This window comes from Balneolaceae bacterium (assembly GCA_034521495.1).
In the GTDB taxonomy this organism is placed as follows: domain Bacteria; phylum Bacteroidota; class Rhodothermia; order Balneolales; family Balneolaceae; genus Rhodohalobacter.
Genome location: JAXHMK010000011.1, coordinates 25695 through 42528, shown reverse-complemented (window position 1 = coordinate 42528; position 16834 = coordinate 25695). Strand labels below are relative to the sequence as shown.

Genomic DNA, 16834 nt, shown 5'->3' with positions numbered 1-16834 from the left:
ACAGCACAGCCAAATATGTTGGTGTGACGTGATTTTTGTACCTTTGAGATCGAAATTCAATAGTCAACAAAAGAAGTAATTTTTACCTGAGAACTGTCTATGAATATTTTTACAGTCATTATTTTAACCGCAATTTTGGTCGATTTTGTACTCGAAATTGTATCCGATCGGCTTAATTTGAAAGCCTTGTCTAAAGAGTTGCCAGATGAATTTGAAGATGTTTACGATGAGGAAACCTATGCCAAGTCGCAGGAGTACACTCGTGTAAATACAAAATTTGGTTTTTTTACCGGTACATTTGATCTGGTACTGCTCCTTGTGTTCTGGTTTGCCGGGGGATTCAACTGGCTGGATCAGTGGGCGAGAGGCTTTGATTTTGGAGTGATCATCACCGGATTGATTTTTATAGGCGTGTTGGTTTTAGCAAAAACAATTATTTCACTTCCATTTAGCATCTATTCTACATTCGTGATTGAAGAGCGGTTTGGTTTCAACAAAACCACTCCAAAAACATTTGCAATGGATCGGATTAAAGGATTACTGCTGTCAGTTGTAATTGGTGCACCGCTTTTGGCGGGTATCATCGCCTTTTTTGAATATGGCGGAAGCTGGGCGTGGGTCTACGCCTGGCTGGTTGTTACAGCTTTTACTCTGATCATGCAGTACATCGCTCCCACTTGGATTATGCCGCTTTTCAACAAATTTGAACCGCTGGAGGATGAAGAACTTCGCGAGGCGATCGAAAATTATGCCGATAAAGTTGATTTTCCCCTGCAGGAAATTTTTGTGATGGACGGTTCAAAACGATCTTCTAAATCGAACGCATTTTTTACAGGGTTTGGCAAGAACAAACGCATCGCTCTTTATGATACGTTGATCGAAAATCACACGAAAGAGGAGTTGGTGGCGGTTCTGGCACATGAAATTGGCCACTACAAGAAGAAGCATATTGTAAAGAATATGGCGATCAGTATTCTTCACACCGGAATTATGTTTGCTTTGCTTTCGATCTTTCTGCAAGTACCGGCACTTTTTGAAGCATTTTATATGGAAGAGATGAGCGTCTATGCTGGTCTTCTCTTTTTTGGGATGCTCTATTCGCCCATTGAAACTATTTTGGGGATTGGCATGCAAAAATTAAGCAGAGTTCATGAGTATGAAGCGGACCATTTTGCATCAACAACTCTCAAAAATTCAGAAGAGATGGTGAATGTGCTGAAGAAACTATCAAAAGATAATTTAAGCAATCTCACACCGCATCCTTTTTATGTGTTTCTGAATTATTCCCATCCGCCGGTGTTGAAGAGAATTCGGGCGATCAGAGCGATTTAAAGATTGTTTTGTATATTAGTGATAGATTTTAAAAAACGAATGAAATGGTACAAGTAATAAAAAGATCAGAATCGAAGGAATCGGCCAAAAAGAAGCTGAAGAAAAGAAAAAAATCCGATAAAAAAGGATTTGATGCTGATAAATACTGTGGCATTATTGACTGGGATATCGATCCAATAGAATATCAAAGAGAAGCCCGAAGAGAGCGATTTGAATCTTATCATTGACACAAATATTGTTATCTATCATGCTAATGGTGATCGAGTTCTCTCTGAATATTTAAAGGGAAATCACATTCATCTGTCAGTTATTTCAGAGATGGAGCTACTTTCTTATTCACGAATGTAAGAGGAAGAAGAACAACGGTTAAAGGAATATTTAGATGCTGTAACCATTATTGGATTTACAGATCAGCTAAAACACAGAGCCATTCAATTACGGCGTAACAATGGTATATAATTGTTAGATGCTATTATAGCTGCCACGTCAATCGAATATGGATATAAGCTATTTACTGCAGATGTTGATTTTCAGAAAATAAAAGATTTTGATTTTGTGTTATACCAGCAATAGATGTATTACTTGGTTAGGAGTGTTTAAAGCCGTTATCAAGATTTTTTATTTTCTTTTCGATTTAAAAATTTCTCAACCCGTTTCAAATGTTCTTCACTCTCCCAAAAGGTACTGAACGGTTCAATCTCATCTTCAGATTTCCGAAGATCTTTTCTTTTAATGTACTCGATAAATTTCCGATCATTTTTAATGAGAGATTTTTTCAGGCGGGCGAGTTTCTCGTCGTATTCATCTTCATCAAAAACATCTTGAATCAAGCCGGATTGAAGAGCTGTTTTTGCGTCAATCACTTTTTGGGAAGCCAGCCAGTAGAGCGCTTGGTTCCTGCCAACAACTTCAGTCAGTTTGGTAATACCGCCCCAGCCTGGTGGCAGATAAAATTTGCCCTGGGTAAATCCAATGGTGGCTGTGGACACAGCGATTCGAAAATCGAAAGCCAACATCGTTTCCCATCCGCCCCCATATGCCGGGCCATTGACGGCTGCAAGCGTCCAGCAAGGAAGGTTCTCAATACGCTTAAGAATGGAAATCATTCGGCGGGTCATCTTTTTTGCGCCTTCAGCATCTTTAATTTGATGAAATTCACGGAGATCCCCACCAGAGATGAAACTGTTACCCGAACCAGTGAGTGTAAAAACTCGCAATTCATTATCTTTTTCAATCTCATCCAGCAGGGATTCGAGCTGATCCATTACATTAAAATTGATCGCATTCATCGCTCCGGGGCGATGAATTTTGACTTCGGTAATGAACGGCTCTTTTTTGATTATTAATGACATGGTCAGTCAGTTCGCAGGTCTTCATCCTGGGGCAGGGGTTTGCGAACAGAGTCCCGAATCCAGTTCAGGTATTCCGGGTTGCCCTCCTGTTCGGCAATATTCAGGCTGATTACACATGGAACCTCATATGAGTGAAGCTCTTTAATACGGCGGGTTAGCTTTCCAACATTATTGTAGCTGGTTTTTAAAATCAATATACACTCGCTGCTGGTTTCAATTTTGCCTTTCCAGTGATAGATGGATTCCATACCATCAATAATATTAGCACAGGCTGCGAGTTTTTCATCAACAATGGTAGAACCAATTTTTTTGGCTTCATTGCGATTCTTGGTTGTTACGTAAACTAAGCGGAGATTTCTGAACATGAGTTAATGAGCAGTTTATGTATTTATATTAGATTACAAAATATCAAAAAAATAGGGATGTAATTTCTGGAAGTGCAAAGGATAGCAGAAGAAATTCTTCAATACTTAAAAACGTTTCTAATATAATTGAATAGTTGAAACCACAAATGAAAAACCGTATTTTATCAGGCTCTGATATAAATTTATTGGAATATAAGCGAGAGTGGCGGAATTGGTAGACGCGCCAGATTTAGGATCTGGTACTCTAAACAGTGTGGGGGTTCGAGTCCCCCCTCTCGTACCAACTCAATCCAAATATTTAAAAAACATTTAGGTAACACAAGTGGAACTATCCGTTGAGGAACTCACCTCCGTAGACAAAGAAATAACAATCAAGGCGAATCGGGAAGACTTGTCTGAAAAATTTGATAAGGCTTATAAAAAGTATAAATCACAAATTCAGATGCCGGGTTTTCGGCCTGGCAGAGTGCCAATCGGTCTTATAAAGAAACGTTTTGGGAAAGAGATCGAGATGGAAGAGATCAACAGTTATGTTGAGGAGGTGTACGAAAATGAGATTGTGCCTGAGCACGAACCGGTAGGTGAGACCCAAATGCTGAACATGAGCTGGGAAAATGATGAGCTTGAAGTAATTTTTAAGATAGGGGCAAAACCTGAGTTTGAGCTTAAAGATCTGCAGGAAATTACCATCGATAAGATGGTACACGATGTAACGGATGAAGAAGTTGAAGAAGAGATCGAAAGAACTCTTCAGCGCCAGGGGAATTGGGAAGAAGTTGATGACGAGATTACTGAAGAAAGCCGTGTAACCGTTGATGCAGTCTCATTAGATGAAGATGGAAATCCTATAGAAGGCGAAAAGGATGAAGACCAAAAGCTGGATCTTCGGCAGGATGCGGCCGCCGACTTCCGGGAGCATCTTGTTGGGCACAAAGCAGGTGATGTTGTAGAGATGGAACTTGGTGAAGATGAAGATGTTGACCGTTTTGAACTGCATGTGAAGAAGGTTGAAATTAACCACGAAGCAGAACTGACGGATGAACTTGCAAAGGAACAGTCCAACGGGCAGGCTAAAAATGTGGATGAGTTTAAGAGCTACATTAAAAGCCAAATGCAGGATTATTACGATCAGTCATCTGATGATATGTTCCGTCAGGATGCGGTTCAGGCCATGTCCGAAGCCCATGAATTTGAAGTCCCTGAGGTAATGCTGGAACAGGTTAAAAATAATTTTGTTGAGTACGCCAAGCAGCAGTCCGGGGGCGAGTTGCCACCTGATTTTGATGTTGAGGAGTACAAAGAGAAAATGAGTGACCAGGCACTGCAGGAAGCAAAATGGGCGTTTATCAGTAAAAAACTCCAGGAAAAGTTCGATGATATTGAGATCAAACCGGAAGATATTGATGAATATATTGCAGTTGAAGCTGCTAAGTATGGAGCCACGGCTGAACAGTTAAAGAGTTATTATGCTCAGAATCCGGGACAACTTGAAAACCTCCGAAACAGCATCAGAGAAAATAAAGTTTTTGATAAATTGAGTGAAGAAGTTACTATCAATGAACTCTCGAAGGATGAATTTCGTAAAAAGAGAGAAGAGGAAAACGAAAAGAATCAAATTCCACAGGTATAAATTTTTATGAATTACAAACAACCCCTTTTTGAATTACCCGAAATGAGTGATATTACACAAGTGCAGAATAACCTGGTTCCCATGGTGGTGGAAACAACCAACCGGGGTGAGCGAGCATATGACATATATTCGCGTCTATTAAAAGACCGTATTGTAATTTTAGGTACTCCCGTGAATGATGCCGTTGCAAGTTCTATTGTAGCACAACTGCTCTTTTTGGATTCGCAGGATACTGAAAAAGATATTAATCTTTACATCAACAGTCCCGGTGGTGTTGTTTCTGCCGGAATGGCTATCTATGATACAATGCAGTTCGTAAAAAGTGATGTAGCCACAACTTGTGTAGGTATGGCCGCATCCATGGGTGCTCTTCTGCTTACTGCCGGAACAAAAGGTAAACGCCATGCACTTCCACACTCACGTGTAATGATTCATCAGCCGTTGGGCGGAGTTCAGGGACAGGCCAGCGATATAGAAATTGAAGCTCAGGAGATTGTACGCCTTAAGAAAGAGTTAAGTAGTATTTTGGCAGAACATACCGGCCAGTCAATTGACAGGGTTATTGAAGATTCGGACCGGAACAAATGGATGTCATCGGACGAAGCAAAAGATTATGGTTTGATTGACGCCGTTATGAGACGTAACGAATAGCAATAATACTTAATTTAAATTCTGATTTTTACATTTTTTTCATTCTACCTATCATTAGGAGATGATTGCAACTCTTAAATTTATTCTGAATAATAGCAGAGATTGCATATTTTTAAAGCAATAAACACGACCAAATATGAGTAAAAAGAAAGATAACGACTCGGTCTATTGCTCTTTTTGCGGGCGATCCAGCCATGATGTGAATTCTATGGTGGCGGGACCGGATGTATACATTTGTAATCACTGTGTTGAAGATGCATCCAGCATCATTCAGAGTGATCTCTCATCACTTGCAAGACGACGCGAAAAACAATACAAGCCAATTCTTAAGCCTGTTGAGATTAAAAACAGGCTGGACGAATATGTCATTGGTCAGGAGGGAGCCAAAAAAACTCTCTCTGTTGCTGTTTATAATCATTACAAAAGAATTTCAAAAAGTTCTGAAATTCAGATTGATGATACCATCATCGAGAAAAGTAATATTATGCTTTTGGGGCCTACAGGCTCGGGTAAAACTCTTCTTGCACGAACTCTCGCCAACATTATTGATGTTCCCATTACCATTGCCGATGCCACAGTTCTGACCGAAGCCGGTTATGTGGGAGAAGATGTGGAGAGTATGCTCAGTAATTTATTGCAAGCTGCCGATTATGATGTTGAACGGGCACGCCGCGGAATTGTATATATCGACGAAATTGATAAAGTATCGCGTAAAAGTGATAATCCATCTATAACCAGAGATGTGTCGGGCGAAGGCGTACAACAGGCGCTACTGAAAATTCTTGAAGGTACGACTGCTAATATTCCACCCAAAGGCGGACGTAAACACCCTGAACAGAGCTTTATTCAACTGGATACCTCAGAAATACTCTTTATTTGCGGTGGTGCATTCAGCGGTTTGGAAGAAGTGATAGCCCGCCGTCTCTCAACAAGTGCTATGGGTTTCCATTCTCAAGACCAGAATAAGTTTGATAAGGATGACCCAAAAATATTTACACATGTAGAGCCCGAAGATCTGCAGAAATTTGGATTGATTCCTGAACTGATCGGCCGGTTGCCTGTTATTTGTGGTCTTGAGGAGCTATCTGATGAAGCGATGATTGAGATTTTACTCAAGCCTAAAAATGCAATTACTAAGCAATACAAGAAGTTGTTTAATATGGAAGATGTTGAGCTTGAGTTCGAAGAGGAAGCACTCGAAGCAATTGTAGAAAAAGCACGTAAGAGAAAAACTGGTGCCCGGGGATTGCGGTCCATTCTTGAGGAATCCATGCTGGAGATTATGTTTGTGATTCCTTCCATGAAAAATGTAAAACGGTGCATTATTACACGCGAAACTGTTGAGAAAAAAGCACCTCCGATTTACGAAAAACATAAGGCGACCGCTTAACCATTCAGGCACAATGTATTAACGTTGTGTTTTTTATACAGTTTTTGGCAATAAAGCTCCGTCTTTTTAATCGGGCTCAACCATGAATACACTACTACCATCCAGCCGGATAAAGATTATTCTTGTTTCCTTTCTGATTCTTTTGGCTGGTGCCTCTTTTGTGTACAACCAGGTTCTTATCAACAAAATTATGGAACAGGAGAGAAAGAGTGTAGAGCTTTGGGCAAAAGCATTCGAATTCAATTATGATCCTGTTCACCTGGAGGTTAGCACAACATTAAATCGGGTAGCAGATATGTTGAGTATGTATCCGAATGTGCCCGACAGCCTGGCAAGAATGATTCGTTCTGCAGAGGCCGCAAGATTTACAGAGGATTTTGTTACACAAGAGATCATCACTCCGCCAGACCTATTTAATATCCCGGTAATTGTAATGGATGAGTCCGGTTTTGTAGTCCATTATCGATTTATTGAAAATGAAGATACAGATTTGGAATCTCTGGCTGAGGGTTTTGCTGAACATCATGAACCGATTACCATTACATTTGGAGAAGATAACCAGATGCAAAACCAGTATGTGTATTACGGCGAAAGTCCCACGGTCCGTTATCTTCGGTTTTTCCCTTATGTACAATTTGGAATTTTAGCCCTTCTTCTTGGAGTTGGGTATATCACCTACAAAAGTATTACACGTTCGGAGCAATCGAACTTATGGGTAGGTATGACCAAAGAGGCCGCCCATCAATTGGGCACTCCTCTGTCAAGTATTTATGGTTGGCTGCAGCTTTTGAAAGATAAAAACCAAAATGATGAAGAGAGTCTGTCTATTGCCTACGAGATTGAAAATGATGTGACTCGGTTAAAAGGGATTGCTGAACGGTTCAATAAAATTGGATCGCAACCGGAGTTGAAAATGGTTCACCCCGAACCGATTATTGATGAAGTAATCTCATATATGAAACGTCGTTTACCATCTCTCGGAAAATCTATTGATGTACGAAAAAGTATTAATACGGATGAGAAAGCACATTTAAACCCTGAACTGTTTCAATGGGCCGTTGAAAATCTGATTAAAAACTCTATGGATGCCATTAAAGAAACTGTAACAGATGCTTATGTGGCAATTACGGTAGAAAAAGATGGAGACCAGATGGTAATTGATGTTGAAGATTCAGGATCAGGAATCGACAGGAAATATCTCAAAGAGGTGTTTAAACCTGGTTATAGCACAAAGAAAAGGGGATGGGGACTTGGATTAAGCCTGACGAAACGGATTATTGAAGAATATCACAAAGGAAAAATATTTATATATAAAACTGAGATCAATAAGGGAACAGTTATCCGGATTATACTGCCTATTTAATCATCAGCGTATCCTCGGTTTGCAGCGTAATCCATCAATTCAGCTTTCAGCAGATTTCTGCCTCTGTGCAATCGGGATCGAATAGTACCGATTGGAACATCCAGCATGTTGGCAATCTCTTCGTAAGTAAAATCTTCTACATCGCAGAGAAGAACCACAGTTCGAAAATCTTCCGGAATATTATCAAGTGCATTGGAGAGTTCATCATCTATGAGCTCTCTAAACATTTTGTCTTCAAGATCCGAGGTGTCTGTTCGCTCCGCCCGGATTGTCTCGTAAAATGTAGAAACTTCATCGTAATCAACCTGTTGAGGTTTTTTAGATTTTTTCCTGTAGTTGTTGATGTACGAGTTTTTTAAAATTCGAAAGAGCCAGGCTTTTGCATTCGTACCTTTCTCGTAGCTGCTAAAGAAGCGATAAGCTTTAACGATCGTATCTTGCACAAGATCTTCAGCATCATTCGGATCAGAAGTTAACCGCAATCCGAAGTTGTATAATGCATCCAGATGAGGAATAATCTCTTCGTTAAAATCTTCCTGTTTTTTTAATTCTTTTTTTGTGAGTTCTGCCATCCCTTTATTTTTTTGTCAGAACAGTGCTTTTAATTATTAATTAATTATGCTGATCTATCAATTTTTGCAGTCAAAATTTAAGATACCAAAATCAAATTAACTAATTGATAGAATTGATTGGGTATGTAAATTTTTTTTACACCTACTACTAACTTGAATGAATAATTAATTCGTTCCTTACTTTACATTTGTGAAATTACAAAAATATCATAAAGTGCATGAGTCCAGGCTGCAATCCCAAATCCTCTTATAACATAAATAAGATTTAGTGCTAAGCCAAATAAGAACCTGAACAAAAACGACCCAAGTGTAAAAAAATCACCGTATTGGCCGATATAATGAACTCCGCTAAATATGAATGCAGCAATAAGTATTGAAAAAGCATACGCAGTTGTCTTTTTTGAGAAAAAATTCATAAAAAAAAGTGATAAACCACCCACTAAAATCACCCTGAAAAACAACTCTTCATAAAGGCCTGCACCCAAAGAGAGAGCAAACAACTGAACGTTATTAAGCGTACCGGCACTTTCGGACAGATTCATCGTTAAAATTGTATCAAGCAATCCAACAATTAAAACGGTAATCAAAACCGCATAAACTGCTGATTCAAGGAGCATCGAAATAAAGTATGTTGACCGAAGATGAGGAAGTTCAGACCGTTTCCGGTACAAAACCACAGCACCGATAAAAGCAGCAATTAAAAGTGTTGCTGAGATTGCATTCATTCCCAGGAATTGAAAGAACGATTTAAACAGAACATCCACAGAGATTCGTACTGTTTGATCCGGTGGCTGAGATATCCAAATCAACAGTTCGTAAAGCATCAAAAGAGGAATGGAGATCAGGTAACTGTATAATATTCCTTTGGTTTGATCCAGGTATGAACGCGACTTTCGTAGCACCTTTAATTATCGAGGTAAATAGTTACTACCGGTTGTTCAATACTTGAAAAGTCAAGCATTTCAAAAGCTTTGTGTGATAATTTTAACCCTTCTCCTGAATGCCGGTCATTAACCTGGACGAATACTCCCTTGCCATTGGATGGATTCTCAATAAAAATAATGTTACCAAGAGCCATATTAGAATGAGCAGCAGACAGTTGTTCAGGGTTATATAACTCACCACTGGTTGTGGGTGAGGCTTTATCACTTTCTGAATAACTCATTACCGGAACAGTTCCGAGATCTTCGAGATTCGCATCCGGGAGATATGGATTGTCGAAATGTCGGGTGGGAGGAAGAAGTACAGTAATCTGCTGTCCGGCTGAAATATTATCTGCACTCATGCCCCGGTTCAGAGCCTCAAACTCTTCACGGGTCATATTAAATTTGTCAAGAACTGACTCTGTATTTTCATTTCTCTGAACCCGGTAAGTTGTAAATTTACCCTGTGGTGTGGAGTTTTCTGCACCTTCTGCAACCGATGGAGCCGTTTGTATTTTTTTTACGGTAATACGCTGGCCGACCCGAAGCATATCATCCTGAAGATTGTTGATTTGACGAAGTTCAGTGATGGTCATATCGTGTTGGCGGGCAATGCCATAAAGTGTATCCCCGCTTTTTACGGTATAAGTTTCGCTTTCAGCCGCTGATTCGGAATACTGCTCTACGACAGAGGTTCGCTCTTCTTCATCCATCTCTTCAAGATCATCGATTGAGGGTTGCTGTTGAGCATTCTCCTGCTGAGGATAGATAATTAGTTCGGTGCCCGCTTCAAGATTGGTATTTTCTAAGTTGTTCCACTCCTGGATTTCGGCAATCGTTACATTGTACTGCCGTGAAATACCAAACAGCGATTCACCTGCTTGTACTTTATGCAGTATTCGTTCATCGTTGGCGTGAGGTACCACAATGAGTACCTGGCCGGGTTGGAGTTCATTTGATTGCAGCTTATTCCACTCTTTTAACTGGCCAACGGACAGATCATATTGCTGAGAGATACTAAAAAGCGTTTCCCCTTGTTGCACGGTATGTTTTTGTTCGGTCTGTTGAGCACGGATTGATTCAGAAAAACCTGATACAAGTAAGATGCATAAAATAAGAGAGGGGAGGACAGTTTTTTTAAGAGATAGAATCATCATTCAGTTCGGTGTTAATAGATTCAAGGGCTTCTTTTAATTCAAGGGCCGTTCGTTCATTATTTTGTTTTTTTGCAACTTCAAGGCCGTCGAGAAACGTTTGTTGAGCATCATCAAGACGACCGGTTCGCTCATAAAGCTTGCCGAGATGATAATAAACGCCCAAATAATCGGGATCTTGCTTTAAAATTGATTCAAATAATACCTTTGCTTTTGATACGCCATCTTTCTTAAGCAGTTCCAGTGCCAATGCAAATTTAGTAAACGAATCGTCTGGATTCTCTTTCAATGAAGAGGCAAGGTCCCGGATCTTTTGTCTGCTATTTTTCATGAGGATAACGTTCCAGAATTTCAGACATAGAGTCGCCGCCGAATTTTTCCAGGATAGCATTCGTAATCACGGGTGCTATTACACTCTCTGCAACTACAACTGCACGTGGAAGAGCACAAACATCGGATCGTTCGTAGCGAGTGTCTTGTTCCTCTTTTGTTACAACGTCGGCAGTTTTCAGGGGTTTTATCATCGTAGGTATCGGCTTCATCACTCCACGCAAAATGATTGGCATTCCGGTTGTCATACCGCCTTCAAAGCCTCCCAGCCGGTTCGTTCTGCGTTTGAAGGATCCATCTTCGTAGATGATTTCATCGTGTACATTGTGGCCGTGTGTTTTACCTGCATCGAAGCCGAGTCCTATTTCAACACCTTTCATTGCCTGAGTGCTCATAATGGCCTGGGCCAGCTGACCGTCGAGTTTGCGATCCCAGTGAACATGACTGCCAAGGCCTGCGGGTAAACCGGTCACAACAATTTCATATATACCTCCAAGCGAGGTCCCCTCTTTTCTTTTAATTTTGATCTCCTCGCGCATCTGATGGCTAAGTTCATCATCCAGGCAGCGAACATCCGATTCGTCAGCGGTTTTATAGATCGTTTCTGCACCATTTTCGGCAAGTGGATCTGCAATTTTTCGTACGGATTCCCATCCGCTGTAACCAATAGAGCCTAACTGGATCACGTGGCCGCCGATCTCTATCCCGAGCTCCTTTAAAAACTTTCTTGCCACTGAGCAGCAGGCAACACGCATAGCCGTTTCCCGGGCACTGGATCGTTCAATCACGGGGCGGATATCATCAAACCGATATTTTTGGAGTCCCACAAGATCAGCATGGCCGGGCCTTGGCAGTGTTATTTTTTCAACATCACCGCGTTCACCGGTTTTGGCCATCACTTTTGGCCAATTGCTATCGTCTTTTTCATAGGCGCGGTTCACCATTGAAAGCGCAATAGGAGCCCCCATAGTTTTCGAAAATCGAACACCGGATTGTATATCTGCATGGTCTTTTTCGAATGCCATACGTCCACCGCGCCCGTACCCCTTTTGGCGGCGGACAAGGTGTTGTTCAATATAATCTTCTGTAATTTCAAGGCCGGCGGGAACGCCTTCAACAATTCCTGTGAGACCGGGACCGTGAGATTCGCCTGCTGTGTAATATCGGATCATTAAATAATGGTGTCTGTTTTAAAAAACGTAAGTTAACAAAGAGTGGCGGGAAAAATAAGAGTTATACCAACGATCTGCTTGATTCATCTTGCCAAATAAAGAAGTAGATTTGTCGGATCAAAAAATCTTCACTTTGCAAAAACCTTTTGTAGTTTTATACCGTTGTGATTGCTACTTAATGTAAGCCACATTTTGGAAAAAACTTTTGTAATATTAGCGGGCTAAAATCCCCAAAAAAGTATCACAAAAAAAATAAATTTCTACGAAAAATACGCTGCATGCGTGTATTTAAAGAATTAGGAAAATACAGTTCCCTGCTATACCAGGGACTTCGTTCTTCTACGGAGTTTAGTACCTACCGCAAAAACCTGTTTCAGGAATTAGTGAAGGTGGGCTACGATTCTGTACCAATTATTATACTGGTTGGGGTGTTTACCGGTTCGGTAATGACACTTCAGTCTGCCTACCAGCTTGATTCGGCATTTATTCCGCTTTCTACCATTGGAGCCATTGTATCACAATCTATTTTAATTGAATTGGCCGCTGTAATTTCAGGTCTGGTTCTTGCCGGAAAGGTGGGAGCGAGGGTTGCTACGGAACTGGGAACAATGCGTGTAAGCGAACAGATTGATGCTTTGGAATCTATGGGATTTAACTCTGTTTCATTTTTAGTAGTTCCACGAGTGTTGGCAGGTATTTTAATGTTTCCTGTTATTTACGTTGTAGCCAGTGTTTGTGGGTTAGCAGGTGGTGTTGCAGCAGGATATTTTTCAGGGCAGGTTCCCCCGGCTGATTTTCTTGAAGGTGCGCGGATGTATTTCTACCCCTGGGATGTTGCATTTGGAGTCGTGAAATCATTTGTTTTTGGTTTTATTATAACATCTATCGCCTGTTACAAAGGTTATTTTGCAACCGGCGGCGCTGAAGGTGTGGGAAACAGTACAACACAGGCAACCGTATTAGGCTGTATTTATATTCTATTGGCTGACTTTATTTTAGCTGCATTGTTACTATGATCGATATCAAAAATCTTAAAAAAAGTTTCGGTGACCTCTTGGTCTGGCAGGATGTATCTTTCAGTATTGAAGAGGGCGAGATCACTGCTATAATCGGTCGGTCCGGATGCGGAAAATCCGTACTTTTGAAACATATTAATGCCCTTTTAGAGCCGGATACAGGAGAGGTTATTATCGACGGAAAGAATATTTTTGAACTCGATTATGTTGATAAAAGAAAACTTCGCCAGAAATTTGGTGTACTATTCCAGGGATCGGCATTGTTTGATTCTATAAATACGTTTGAAAATGTGGCATTTCCACTTCGATATTTTACAAATCAAACCGAAGAAGAAATTAATGAGAATGTAATGCGGGCTTTGGGATATGTAAATCTCGAAAGTGCAGCGCAGCAGGAAACAGCAGAACTATCAGGTGGTATGAGAAAACGCGTAGGCCTTGCCAGGGCTATTATCCTGGAACCCAAGTATATTATGTATGATGAGCCAACTTCAGGTCTCGATCCGCAAACGGCTGATGAAATTAATGAGTTGATTCTGGAGATGGCAAACCAGTTTGATGTTACTTCCATTGTGGTTACCCACGATATGCACAGCGTTCTTGAAGTAGCCGATAAAGTTGCATTTTTGGATCAACAGGAGCTAAGTTGGCATGGTACAATTGAAGAGATGAAAAATAGTAACCAGAAAAACCTGGTCGATTTCATTACAGCCAGTGAACATCAAGTTAAACATTAAAAAGGATGAATTTGAGTAACGAAGCTAAAGTAGGAATAACCGTTTTCCTGGCTGTGATTGTAGCCATTATTGGATTTCGATTCATGCGGGACGTACCAATTTTCGGTACATCCCTAACGATCAGCAGTACATTTGAGAAAGCGGATGGAATTAGCAATGGAAGCCTTGTGTACATTAAAGGTGTTCGTGTAGGATCGGTAAATTCAGTACAATTGACGCCGGAAAGCAACGTGCGTGTGGGAATGAGTATTGATACAAATATTAATATTCCGGAGGATTCCCGGGCGAATCTCACTTCACTTGGCATTGTAGAGGGCAAATCGATTGTAATAGAACTTGGCAGTTCCTCGCGAATGCTGGAAAGCGGAGATGAAATTGCCGGAACTTACGCTCAGACCATGATGGAAACGTTAGGTGCACAGGGAGAACAGCTTGGGTCGGATGTTTCGAACTCCATAAACGAATTGAACCAGTTTCTGCGTCAGTTAAATAAAACTGTAGATGATGAAACACGGGGTAAACTCGATGAAACGTTGAACAACCTCTTGGAATCTTCAGACAGAGTGGCCAATCTTCTGGAAGAAAAACAGGGTGATATAGACAAAGCGATTGAATCTGGAAGTCGTGTTATCAGTCAGCTGGATACGCTCACAACCAACAATCGCCCAAAAGTTGATAGCCTGATGACGTCGATTGAAGAGAATGTCAGGCAGCTTTCTGTAGTGCGCGAAGAGCTGGAAGTGGCTTCAGGCAGTCTCAATCAACTCCTGGACAAATTGAATCGCGGAGAAGGCACTATGGGTAAACTTATTAACGATCCCTCTGTATATGACAACATCGATTCTCTGACTGTTGAACTAAACAAACTTGTAAAAGGGATTAACGAAGACCCTGGAAAATATTTAAAACACATGAGTATCATTGAGGTGTTTTAAAATCCTCCCATAAACAACGAGAGCCAATACCAATTCGTTGTGCTTCGTGTAGAGTTATTGTATATTTTGAGGCTATAAAACAATCGCATATTTAACAATTAAACAGATTTTTTGAGGTTCCCTTATGGGTGTAATGGAAAAAATGAGAAACAGTACAGCCTCCATTCTTTGGATACTGATATTCTCATTTGGAATTTTATGGGTGTTGGCAGATACCCAGGTATTTGATGCTATGACAGTTGGACCGAGATCACTTGGCAGTGTAAATGGCCAGGAGATCTCTCTGAATGAGTACAATCAGCGGGTAAATTATTACACCGAACAATACAGTCAGCGAACCGGTGGTTCAGTTACTCCGGAAATGAGAGCTAATTACGAAAATCAGGCGTGGGAAGACCTCGTAGCGGCTGAGCTGATTCAGCAGAAGATGAATGAGATTGGTATAACTGTAACTGATAATGAGTTGCTTGAGATGGTAACGGGAGATAATCCAGCCCCATTTATCCGCCAGCGATTCCAGGCAGAAGATGGTTCGATAGACAGGGTTGCACTTCGTGCAGCAATTGAGTCTCCTGAAAACAGCGAGGCGTGGATTCAGGTGGAACAGCAATTGCGTGATACGCGACGCCAGCAAAAAATGAGCAGATATATCTCATCAGGGCTGAAAGTAAACTCGCTTGAAATTAAGAATGAGTATATCAAAGAAAACTCATATGCTAATATCCGATATCTTCGATTCCCCTATGCTGATATTCCGGCAGAAGAGATCACGGCAACGGAAGAGGAATTACGAGCTTTCTATCAAGACAACCAGGATCGTTTTCAGCGGGAAGAAACCTACCAATTCAGGTATGTAAGTTGGGATAAAACACCAACAGCGCAGGATACAACCAATATTGTAAACGAGGTAGCAGACCTGCGAGCTGCATTTTCGAATGCTCAGGACGATTCGCTCTTCCTGGACAGATATGGTTCATCGGTTGATTATACAGGAGCATATGTTCCGGCCGATGAGATTCGGGAAGAATATCAGCCTGTGGTGGATCTGGAAGTTGGAGAAGTGTCTGACGTAGTTATGATTAACGGTAATCCGCATCTATTTAAAAAAGTGGATCAACGCGGAAATGAAATTAAATTTGGTGTGCTTTCCTACCCGGTTGTGGCCGATCCGATTGCAACTATCGACCGGCTTGCAGAACAAGCAAGTGAGTTTGAGTTTTACGCATCCTCGGAAGGGTTTATAGAGGAAGCTGAGCGAAGAAGCCTGGAGGTACAGGAAGCAAGGGCATCGAAAGGGAGTGCATTCATCCCCGGAATAGGACAAAGCCAAAAAACACTTCGGGTGTTGGAAAATCTTTCAAGTAATGAGATTTCTGATCCGATTGAAACGAATGATTATTTCCTGGTCGTTCAGATGATTCAAAAGACTGCGGCGGGCCCCCGTCCATTCTCCGAAGTTCGAAGCCAGGTCGAAAACATTGTGGTCGACAACAAGCGGAAGGATAGGATGCTTGAACGGGTTCAGGAGTTGTATCAAAGCAATTCCGGACTTGAAGCAATTGCCGCAGCGTCTGATAAAGAGATCCAAGAAGCACAAGATCTGCGAATGGCAGCAACCCGAATTCCCGATGCCGGACGTGAAGTGGGCGTTATCGGTAAGATTTTCGGTATGGAACAGGGCGATCTGTCGGATCCTTTTCAAGGTGAAAATGGAGTCTATGTTCTGGAGGTTACCGAACTCTCTATGGCAGACCCCGAAAATATGACGGATACACAACGTCAACAGATTCAGAGCCGTCTTGAACAGCAGAAATTTATGATGTTTAACCAGGTATTTTTGGATCAGCTTAAAGCAGAAGCCGATATTGTAGACAACAGACGAGAGATGCTTCAGTAAAAAGCCAAAATTATT

At 41.2% G+C, this 16834-nt stretch carries 17 protein-coding genes and 1 tRNA gene; 11 read left to right on the top strand and 7 right to left on the bottom strand.

Annotated features, from left to right (window positions below):
• The first annotated feature begins 99 nt into the window (after positions 1 to 99).
• Entirely contained in the window at positions 100 to 1332 is a 1233-nt protein-coding gene (locus U5K72_12960; GenBank protein MDZ7719720.1) for a M48 family metallopeptidase, read from the top strand.
• Between the two features lie 44 nt (positions 1333 to 1376).
• Complete coding sequence (locus U5K72_12955) at positions 1377 to 1559, top strand: hypothetical protein (GenBank protein ID MDZ7719719.1); 183 nt, start codon at positions 1377 to 1379, stop codon at positions 1557 to 1559.
• Positions 1560 to 1940: 381 nt separating this feature from the next.
• Here the strand turns inward: U5K72_12955 and U5K72_12950 are convergent, their stop codons facing one another.
• Both U5K72_12950 and cutA read right to left on the bottom strand, forming a co-directional pair.
• Complete coding sequence (locus tag U5K72_12950; GenBank protein MDZ7719718.1) at positions 1941 to 2684, bottom strand: enoyl-CoA hydratase/isomerase family protein; 744 nt, start codon at positions 2682 to 2684, stop codon at positions 1941 to 1943.
• A gap of 2 nt (positions 2685 to 2686) precedes the next feature.
• Positions 2687 to 3049, bottom strand: coding sequence for a divalent-cation tolerance protein CutA (gene cutA, locus U5K72_12945; GenBank protein MDZ7719717.1), 363 nt, complete (start codon positions 3047 to 3049; stop codon positions 2687 to 2689).
• Between the two features lie 196 nt (positions 3050 to 3245).
• On the opposite strand from cutA, the gene U5K72_12940 reads away from it, so the two are divergent.
• The 5 genes from U5K72_12940 to U5K72_12920 all read left to right on the top strand — a co-directional run bounded on the left by U5K72_12940 (position 3246) and on the right by U5K72_12920 (position 8083).
• Positions 3246 to 3332: transfer RNA gene (locus tag U5K72_12940), tRNA-Leu, on the top strand.
• 39 nt (positions 3333 to 3371) lie between these two features.
• Positions 3372 to 4679, top strand: a complete 1308-nt coding sequence (gene tig / locus U5K72_12935) for a trigger factor (protein MDZ7719716.1) — start codon at positions 3372 to 3374, stop codon at positions 4677 to 4679.
• A gap of 6 nt (positions 4680 to 4685) precedes the next feature.
• Complete coding sequence (clpP, locus tag U5K72_12930) at positions 4686 to 5330, top strand: ATP-dependent Clp endopeptidase proteolytic subunit ClpP (protein ID MDZ7719715.1); 645 nt, start codon at positions 4686 to 4688, stop codon at positions 5328 to 5330.
• Between the two features lie 136 nt (positions 5331 to 5466).
• On the top strand, positions 5467 to 6720 hold the full coding sequence (gene clpX / locus U5K72_12925; protein ID MDZ7719714.1) for an ATP-dependent Clp protease ATP-binding subunit ClpX: 1254 nt from the start codon (positions 5467 to 5469) through the stop codon (positions 6718 to 6720).
• Between the two features lie 82 nt (positions 6721 to 6802).
• A complete protein-coding gene (locus U5K72_12920) occupies positions 6803 to 8083 on the top strand; it encodes a HAMP domain-containing sensor histidine kinase (protein MDZ7719713.1) in 1281 nt (426 codons plus the stop codon).
• Here U5K72_12920 and U5K72_12915 read toward each other — a convergent pair.
• The 5 genes from U5K72_12915 to aroC all read right to left on the bottom strand — a co-directional run bounded on the left by U5K72_12915 (position 8080) and on the right by aroC (position 12234).
• The gene (locus U5K72_12915; GenBank protein ID MDZ7719712.1) at positions 8080 to 8655 is read right to left on the bottom strand and encodes a sigma-70 family RNA polymerase sigma factor; all 576 of its coding nucleotides are present in this window, start codon (positions 8653 to 8655) and stop codon (positions 8080 to 8082) included. The two genes, U5K72_12920 and U5K72_12915, sit on opposite strands and share 4 nt — an antisense overlap.
• 182 nt (positions 8656 to 8837) lie before the next feature.
• Positions 8838 to 9557 carry a CPBP family intramembrane glutamic endopeptidase gene (locus tag U5K72_12910; protein ID MDZ7719711.1) on the bottom strand — a complete coding sequence of 240 codons (720 nt, stop codon included), beginning with the start codon at positions 9555 to 9557 and terminating at the stop codon, positions 8838 to 8840.
• Positions 9558 to 9559: 2 nt separating this feature from the next.
• Positions 9560 to 10735 carry a LysM peptidoglycan-binding domain-containing protein gene (locus tag U5K72_12905; protein MDZ7719710.1) on the bottom strand — a complete coding sequence of 392 codons (1176 nt, stop codon included), beginning with the start codon at positions 10733 to 10735 and terminating at the stop codon, positions 9560 to 9562.
• Positions 10716 to 11063, bottom strand: a complete 348-nt coding sequence (locus U5K72_12900; protein ID MDZ7719709.1) for a tetratricopeptide repeat protein — start codon at positions 11061 to 11063, stop codon at positions 10716 to 10718. Before U5K72_12900 ends, U5K72_12905 begins: the two co-directional genes overlap by 20 nt.
• Complete coding sequence (gene aroC / locus U5K72_12895) at positions 11053 to 12234, bottom strand: chorismate synthase (GenBank protein ID MDZ7719708.1); 1182 nt, start codon at positions 12232 to 12234, stop codon at positions 11053 to 11055. The genes U5K72_12900 and aroC overlap by 11 nt, the downstream gene beginning before the upstream one ends.
• A 278-nt stretch (positions 12235 to 12512) precedes the next feature.
• Here aroC and U5K72_12890 point away from each other — a divergent pair, with 278 nt between their 5' ends.
• The 4 genes from U5K72_12890 (at position 12513) to U5K72_12875 (ending at position 16819) form a co-directional block, all read left to right on the top strand.
• A complete protein-coding gene (locus U5K72_12890; GenBank protein ID MDZ7719707.1) occupies positions 12513 to 13250 on the top strand; it encodes an ABC transporter permease in 738 nt (245 codons plus the stop codon).
• On the top strand, positions 13247 to 13987 hold the full coding sequence (locus tag U5K72_12885) for an ATP-binding cassette domain-containing protein (protein ID MDZ7719706.1): 741 nt from the start codon (positions 13247 to 13249) through the stop codon (positions 13985 to 13987). Before U5K72_12890 ends, U5K72_12885 begins: the two co-directional genes overlap by 4 nt.
• Before the next feature lie 5 nt (positions 13988 to 13992).
• Positions 13993 to 14922: an MlaD family protein gene (locus tag U5K72_12880; protein ID MDZ7719705.1), complete on the top strand. Its 930-nt coding sequence runs from the start codon at positions 13993 to 13995 to the stop codon at positions 14920 to 14922.
• A 142-nt stretch (positions 14923 to 15064) separates the two neighbouring features.
• Entirely contained in the window at positions 15065 to 16819 is a 1755-nt protein-coding gene (locus tag U5K72_12875; protein ID MDZ7719704.1) for a peptidylprolyl isomerase, read from the top strand.
• Positions 16820 to 16834: the final 15 nt, after the last annotated feature.

Coding starts and splice junctions, on each gene's coding strand:
- U5K72_12900 (MDZ7719709.1), bottom strand. CDS start 11,063: ATGAAAAATAGCAGACAAAAGATCCGGGACCTTGCCTCTTCATTGAAA.
- U5K72_12960 (MDZ7719720.1), top strand. CDS start 100: ATGAATATTTTTACAGTCATTATTTTAACCGCAATTTTGGTCGATTTT.
- clpX (MDZ7719714.1), top strand. CDS start 5,467: ATGAGTAAAAAGAAAGATAACGACTCGGTCTATTGCTCTTTTTGCGGG.
- cutA (MDZ7719717.1), bottom strand. CDS start 3,049: ATGTTCAGAAATCTCCGCTTAGTTTACGTAACAACCAAGAATCGCAAT.
- U5K72_12915 (MDZ7719712.1), bottom strand. CDS start 8,655: ATGGCAGAACTCACAAAAAAAGAATTAAAAAAACAGGAAGATTTTAAC.
- U5K72_12880 (MDZ7719705.1), top strand. CDS start 13,993: ATGAATTTGAGTAACGAAGCTAAAGTAGGAATAACCGTTTTCCTGGCT.
- U5K72_12875 (MDZ7719704.1), top strand. CDS start 15,065: ATGAGAAACAGTACAGCCTCCATTCTTTGGATACTGATATTCTCATTT.
- clpP (MDZ7719715.1), top strand. CDS start 4,686: ATGAATTACAAACAACCCCTTTTTGAATTACCCGAAATGAGTGATATT.
- U5K72_12890 (MDZ7719707.1), top strand. CDS start 12,513: ATGCGTGTATTTAAAGAATTAGGAAAATACAGTTCCCTGCTATACCAG.
- U5K72_12955 (MDZ7719719.1), top strand. CDS start 1,377: ATGGTACAAGTAATAAAAAGATCAGAATCGAAGGAATCGGCCAAAAAG.
- U5K72_12950 (MDZ7719718.1), bottom strand. CDS start 2,684: ATGTCATTAATAATCAAAAAAGAGCCGTTCATTACCGAAGTCAAAATT.
- U5K72_12905 (MDZ7719710.1), bottom strand. CDS start 10,735: ATGATGATTCTATCTCTTAAAAAAACTGTCCTCCCCTCTCTTATTTTA.
- U5K72_12920 (MDZ7719713.1), top strand. CDS start 6,803: ATGAATACACTACTACCATCCAGCCGGATAAAGATTATTCTTGTTTCC.
- aroC (MDZ7719708.1), bottom strand. CDS start 12,234: ATGATCCGATATTACACAGCAGGCGAATCTCACGGTCCCGGTCTCACA.
- U5K72_12885 (MDZ7719706.1), top strand. CDS start 13,247: ATGATCGATATCAAAAATCTTAAAAAAAGTTTCGGTGACCTCTTGGTC.